The organism is Microbacterium sp. K41, assembly GCF_004794395.1.
Lineage (GTDB): Bacteria > Actinomycetota > Actinomycetes > Actinomycetales > Microbacteriaceae > Microbacterium > Microbacterium sufflavum.
Genome location: NZ_SSDO01000024.1, coordinates 1 through 5,955 on the forward strand (window position 1 = coordinate 1; position 5,955 = coordinate 5,955).

6 protein-coding genes are annotated in these 5,955 nt (G+C 70.1%); 2 read left to right on the top strand and 4 right to left on the bottom strand.

Features of this window, described 5'->3' with window-relative positions; genetic code table 11:
• Positions 1 to 141 precede the first annotated feature (141 nt).
• From DW309_RS00275 to DW309_RS00290, 4 genes are read right to left on the bottom strand one after another with little or no spacing between them, the layout of a single operon-like run.
• A complete protein-coding gene (locus DW309_RS00275; RefSeq protein ID WP_205812559.1) occupies positions 142 to 825 on the bottom strand; it encodes an N-acetylmannosamine-6-phosphate 2-epimerase in 684 nt (227 codons plus the stop codon).
• On the bottom strand, positions 822 to 1,688 hold the full coding sequence (locus tag DW309_RS00280; RefSeq protein WP_136044185.1) for a carbohydrate ABC transporter permease: 867 nt from the start codon (positions 1,686 to 1,688) through the stop codon (positions 822 to 824). Before DW309_RS00280 ends, DW309_RS00275 begins: the two co-directional genes overlap by 4 nt.
• Positions 1,675 to 2,643, bottom strand: coding sequence for a carbohydrate ABC transporter permease (locus tag DW309_RS00285; protein ID WP_205812561.1), 969 nt, complete (start codon positions 2,641 to 2,643; stop codon positions 1,675 to 1,677). Before DW309_RS00285 ends, DW309_RS00280 begins: the two co-directional genes overlap by 14 nt.
• A 10-nt stretch (positions 2,644 to 2,653) precedes the next feature.
• A complete protein-coding gene (locus DW309_RS00290) occupies positions 2,654 to 3,961 on the bottom strand; it encodes an ABC transporter substrate-binding protein (protein WP_168387117.1) in 1,308 nt (435 codons plus the stop codon).
• A 112-nt stretch (positions 3,962 to 4,073) separates the two neighbouring features.
• Here DW309_RS00290 and DW309_RS00295 point away from each other — a divergent pair, with 112 nt between their 5' ends.
• Together DW309_RS00295 and DW309_RS00300 are read left to right on the top strand one after the other, a co-directional pair.
• Positions 4,074 to 4,787: a GntR family transcriptional regulator gene (locus tag DW309_RS00295; protein WP_136034445.1), complete on the top strand. Its 714-nt coding sequence runs from the start codon at positions 4,074 to 4,076 to the stop codon at positions 4,785 to 4,787.
• 48 nt (positions 4,788 to 4,835) lie between these two features.
• Positions 4,836 to 5,955, top strand: a 1,120-nt coding sequence (locus DW309_RS00300; RefSeq protein WP_136044187.1) for a DUF4127 family protein, incomplete at its 3' end; no start/stop codon positions are given.

The window sequence follows — 5,955 nt, forward strand, 5'->3', positions numbered from 1 at the left end:
CCGCCCGCACGATCGCGTCCCCGCCCTCGCGCGCCGGCGTCGCACAGCTGCGCACGGGCGTCACCCGGCGACGGCCGCCCGCGGGATCGGGCTCGAATCCGGCGACCGCGATCTTGGTGCCCCCGATGTCGACCCCGACGATCACACCCGCTCCCCGGCTTTCGGGGTCGCCGCGACGAACCGGCGCGTGAGCGCGATCGGGTCGGTGATCGCCCCGCCGACGACCACGGCGAAGGCCCCCGCGTCGAAGGCCGCGCGCACCTGCTCCGGTGTCTGGTAGCGGCCCTCCGCGATGGTCGGGATGCCGGCCGCGGCGAGCGCGGCGACGAGATCGAGGTCGGGTCCGTCCTGCCGCGGCGAGTGCGGCGTGTAGCCGGAGAGGGTCGTGCCGACCACGGCGGCGCCCGCCTCCCACGCCCTTCTGCCCTCCTCCGCGGTGGAGACGTCGGCCATCACCGGGAGCCCGGTGGCCTGCGCGATCCGGCCGAGCAGGCCGAAGTCCGTGCCGAGCTGCTCGGTCGTGGCGTCCACCGCGATCACGTCGGCCCCCGCCGCGGCGAGGCCCTCCGCAAGAGCGACGTCGGGCGTGATCACGTTGCGCACGCCGTTCCACACCTTGTGCAGTCCGATCAGCGGCACCGCCGTCGCCGACCGCACCCGGCGGAGGTCCTCCGGTCCGTTCAACCGCAGCCCGCTGGCGCCGCCGAGCAGCGCCGACTCCGCGAGCGCACCGATCACGTGGGTGTCGCGGGCCGGGGTGCCCGCTGACGCCTGGACCGAGGCGATGAGGCTGTCACGGAGCAGTTCGAGGGTGTCGTGTGTCACTTGATCGCTCCTGCGCTGACGCCGCCGATGAAGAACTTCTGGCCGATGAGGAAGATCACCACGGCCGGCAGCGTGAACATCACGCATGCCGCCATGAGCGGTCCCCACGCCACGTCGTTCTCCCCGAAGAAGGCGTACAGACCGATCGACAGCGTGTACGTCGACTGGTCGTTGAGATAGATGAGGGGATTGAGGAAGTCGGTCCACGCCCACACGAACTGGAAGATCGCCGCGGTGACGATGGCCGGGCGGGCCAGGGGCAGCACGATCGTCGCGTAGGTGCGGAACTCGGAGGCGCCGTCGAGGCGCGCGGCCTCGATCAGCTCGTCGGGCACCGCGAGCAGGAACTGCCGGATCATGAAGATGAAGAACGGCGTGCCCAGGAAGGCCGGCACGATCAGCGGCAGATAGGTGTTCGTCGCCTCGAGCCCGTTCCACACCAGGAACAGCGGGATGAGGGTCACCTGGGGCGGCAGCATCATCGTGGCCAGCACGAGGATGAGCAGCGGGCGGGCGCCGCGCCATTTCACCTTCGCCAGCGCATAGGCCACCAGCGGGCACGAGATGACCGTGCCCAGGATGCTCATGCCCGACACGAACAGCGTGTTGCCGAGGTAACGCCACACGGGGATCTGCGCGAACGCCTCGGCGAAGTTGTCCATGGTCCACTCGGCCGGAAGCAGCGTGGGCGGCGAGGAGAACACGTCGCCCGGCGTCTTGAACGCGGTCGACAGCATCACCAGCAGCGGGAAGAGGAACAGCAGCGCGAGCAGCGCCACCGACACCTGCTGCCGGACGCGGCGCAGCGTGCGGCGCGTGCGGCGGGGCCGACGGGCGGGGGTAGAGGTCTCAGCGTGTGCCATCGTGCACCCACTTCTTCGACGACGCGAGCACGATGAGGCTCACGATGAGCGTGACGATGAACAGCGTCCAGGCCATGGCCGAGGCGTAGCCCATCTTCAGGAACACGAACGCGTTCTGGTACAGGTACATCGCGTAGGAGAGCATCGACTGCCCGGGCCCGGAGCCGGCCTGATTGAGCCGCTCCTGCGACAGGATGTAGGGCTGCGTGAAGATCTGCAGGAAACCGATGATGCTCACGATCACCTGGAACAGGGTCACCGGAGACACCGTCGGCCAGGTGACGCTCGTGAACCGGCGCCAGACTCCCGCACCGTCGAGCTCGGCCGCCTCGTACAGCTCCTTCGGCACCTCCTGGAGGGCCGCGAGGTAGATGATCATGGTGCCGCCGACGGTCCACAGCGACATCATGATGATGGCGGGCTTGGTCCATTCCGGCTGCTGCAGCCACGCCGGACCGTCGATGCCGAACCACGACAGGAAGTGGTTGATGAAGCCGTACTGGGCGTTGAGCAGCCAGCGCCACAGGTAGCCGCCGACCACCACGGGCACGATCGAGGGCAGGTACACCAGCGCGCGGTACAGCGGCTGGCCGCGGACGGGGGTGTTGAGCAGGTGGGCTCCGGCGAGCGCGATGCCGATCGCGAGCGGCACCCCGAACACGGTGAGCACGGCGGTGTTGGCGAGCGACTTCCAGAACACCCCGTCCGCGAACATCTGGGTGTAGTTGTCCAGGCCCACCCACTCGGGCGCCTGGAAGAGGTTGAAGTCGGTGAAGCTGTAGTACGCCGAGGCCACGATCGGGTAGGCGAACAGGAACAGGAAGCCGACGATGAACGGCGCGGCGAAGGCGAGGCCGATCAGCGTCGTGCGGCGGCTGCGGCGCCGCCGGACGGGGGCGCCGGGCCCGGCGGGAGTCGTCTCCCGCCGGACCCGGGGTGTGGTGGCCGTGGTCACGGAGCGCCGCTCACTTCGAGGAGTAGGAGGACATCCGCTCCTCGACGGTCGCGATCGCCTCCTCCGGGGTGGCCGTCAGCCGCACGACCTCGTCGAACGCGGTGGCCAGGTCGGTCGCGTACTCCGCGCTGTACGGGCGGCTCGCGAGGGACTTGGCGTTCGGCGAGGAGGCCGCCTCGGCCCAGACACCGAAGTCCTGCAGCTCGTCGAAGGCCGCGCTGCCGGCGAGGGAGGAGCGGCCGGGGAGGTTGCCCAGCGCGACGGCGAACTTCTCCATCGGCTCGTCGCTGACGAGGTAGGCGAGGAACGTCGCCGCCTCTTCTTTGTGCTTCGAGTTGGCGGGGATGAACAGGGTGCTCGCGGTCACCTGCGTGCTGTTCTCCAGCTCGGGGGTGGCGGCGGGGATGGCGGTGACGCCCCATTCGAAGTCGGGGGCGATCTTGGCCGCGCTGGCCGAACGCCATTCGCCGTCGATGATCATGGCCACCTGGCCGCTGAAGAACGGGTCCTGCGCCGAGAGGTACTCGCCCTGACCGGAGACGAACGTGGCCATGGCGTCGGCGCCCACCGGCTCGATCACGTTGTCCTGGTACCACTGCAGCGCTTCGAGGTTGCCGTCCTCCGCCGGGGTCGGGCCGTCCTCTCCGTCCCAGCTGCCGCCGAACGCGTAGCCGAGAGTGGTGAGCGTGGTGCTGTCGTTGGCGGAGCCGAGGCCGAGCTGGGTGATCTTGCCCGAGGCGTCCTTCTTGGTGAGCTTGGGGATGGCGGCGGCGAGCTCGTCCATGGTGGTGGGCGGGGTCACACCCGCCTCCGCGAGCAGCTGGGGGTTGTAGAGCAGCTGGAAGCTGTGGATGGCGATGGGCAGCGAGTAGATCTTGCCGTCGTAGGTCATCTGCTCCATCGCGCTGGGCACGAAGTCGTCGACGTCGATGCCCTCCGCGGCGATCGCGTCGTCGAGCGGGGCGAGGATGCCCTTCGAGGCCCAGGCGCCGACGGTGTTCCCGAAGTTGTCGGAGATGTCGAACGAGCCGTTGGACGACGACATCGAGGTGAGCTGCTTCTGGGTGTCGGGGCTGGAGACGCCCTTGACGACGATGTCGTCCTGGCTGGCGTTGAAGTCGGCGATGATCGCCTCCAGGGCCTTGGCCTCCTCCCCTCCCCACAGGTACGAGAACGTGATCTCGGTGGGGCCGTCGGCGTCGCTGCCGCCTCCCGCGCATCCGCTGAGGGCCACGACCGTCGCTGTGGTCAGTCCGGCGGCGACCAGGGCGCGCCGGCGCATGTGCTGCTTCATGTGCATGGGGAGTTCTCCGCTCATCGTTGACCTTGCAAAAGGATTGGAATAGACCAATTCGGAACTGCTGAGAACAGACATTGACACACCTGGGCGCGGTCGTCAAGATTGGGTTAGTCCAAATGAGGGGGAAGCCATGACGATCGAGGGTGTGACGAAGCACGAGCGGGTGCGCCGGCATCTCGAGGAGGTCATCCAGCAGGGCCTGGCGCCGCACGAGAAGCTGCCGACCGAACGCGATCTCGCCGAGTCGCTCGAGGTCAACCGGCAGACGGTGCGCCGGGCGCTCGACGAGCTGGAGCGCGACGGGCTGGTCTACCGGCTTCAGGGCGCCGGCACCTTCGTCAGCGCCTCGCGCATCAGCAAGGCCTTCGAGCTCACGTCGTTCTCCGAGGACATGCTCGCCCGCAACATGCGGCCAGGATCGCTGTCGGTCGACGTGTCCACCGCCGCGGCGGGGCAGACCACCGGCTACGCCTTGAACCTCAGCCCGCAGTCGCCGGTGGTGCGGATCCGCCGCGTGCGCACCGCCGACGACATCCCCATCTGCCTGGAGGTGTGCTCGATCGCGGCCGACGCCGTGCCGGGGCTGGAGGAGGGCATCGTGGGCGACTCGCTCTACGAGGATCTGCGCACCCGGTTCGGCATCTCGGCCGTGCGCGCCGACCAGGAGATCCACGCGGTCGTGCTCGACGAGGAGCAGGCCGCGGCCCTGCAGACGCCCCCGTTCTCGCCCGCGTTCCTCGTCAAGCGCACCACCTACGACGCCCGCAGCCGGCCGCTGGAGTACGCCGAGTCGGTGTACCGGGGCGACCGCTACTCCTACCTCCTCTCGATCTCCCGCCCCTGAGCGTTCGCGCTCCCGACCGGCAATCCCTTCACCGACGAAAGGCTCCTCGTGTCCGACCCGACCCTCCGCCCGCGCATCGCCCTGCTCCCCCTCGACGATCGGCCGGTGAACGTGAAGCTGCCCGGCGACGTCGCCGCGGTCGCGGGCGTGACGCTCGACGTGCCGCCCGCCGAGATCCTCCCCGCATACCGGACGGCGGGCGACGCGGACGCGCTGGGCGCCTGGCTGCGGGAGCGCGCGGCCGACCCGGCGACCGTGCACCTCGTGGTGTCGGTCGACATGCTGCTCTACGGCGGACTCATCGCGAGCCGGACGAGCCACGACACGACGCGTGACGTGCTGGCGCGTCTCGACGTGCTGCGCGAGGTGCGGCGGATGCGCCCCGAGCTGCCGATCTCGGCCGTCTCCCTGGTCACGCGCGCCAGCAACTCGTACTCCGCGGCCGAGGAGCCGGAGTACTGGACGGCGCACGGCAAGGAGATCCACGCCCTCGGGGGCGACGCCCACCGGCTGCTCGGCGAGACCGACGTGCTGCCGCTGGAGGAGCTGACACCCGTGCCGGCCGATGTCGTGTCGGACTACGCGACGCGGCGCCTGCGCAACCACATCGTCAACCTCTCGACCCTCGGGCTGGTCGAGGACGAGACGCTCGACTTCCTCGCGATCACCGCCGACGACACCGCGCCGTTCGCGGCGGGAAGCGCCGAGCAGGTGTGGCTGCGGCACTGGATGCGGATGCTGCCGTCGGGCCGTCGCGTGCTCATGTACCCGGGCGCCGACGAGGTGGGGGCGGCGCTCGTCGCCCGAGCTCTCGCGGGGAACGCCGGGGTGACGGTGTCGTTCGCGGTGGCGTGCGCCGACGCCGCGGGGATGGAGCGGATCCCGCCGTACGAGAACATGTCGCTGGCGGCCTCGGCGAGCCGGCAGATCCGCGCAGCCGGTGCCGTCGAGGTGGCGGCGGACGCCGACGTGACCCTGGTGCTGCACGCCCCCGACCCCGACCGGCACGACATGTTCCGCGGGCGGCCCGATGCGGTCGACACCGCGGCCGTCGCCGGCACCGTCGCCCTGGTGCGGGAGCGGCTGGAGGCGGGCGAGCGGGTCGCGCTGGCCGACGTGCGGTATCCGAACGGGGCGGACGAGGAGCTGGTGCGCGAGCTCGCCGACG

Bases quoted from the DNA above. Each gene is read 5' to 3' on its own strand.
- DW309_RS00280 (WP_136044185.1), bottom strand. From the start codon at position 1,688: ATGGCACACGCTGAGACCTCTACCCCCGCCCGTCGGCCCCGCCGCACG.
- DW309_RS00290 (WP_168387117.1), bottom strand. From the start codon at position 3,961: ATGAGCGGAGAACTCCCCATGCACATGAAGCAGCACATGCGCCGGCGC.
- DW309_RS00295 (WP_136034445.1), top strand. From the start codon at position 4,074: ATGACGATCGAGGGTGTGACGAAGCACGAGCGGGTGCGCCGGCATCTC.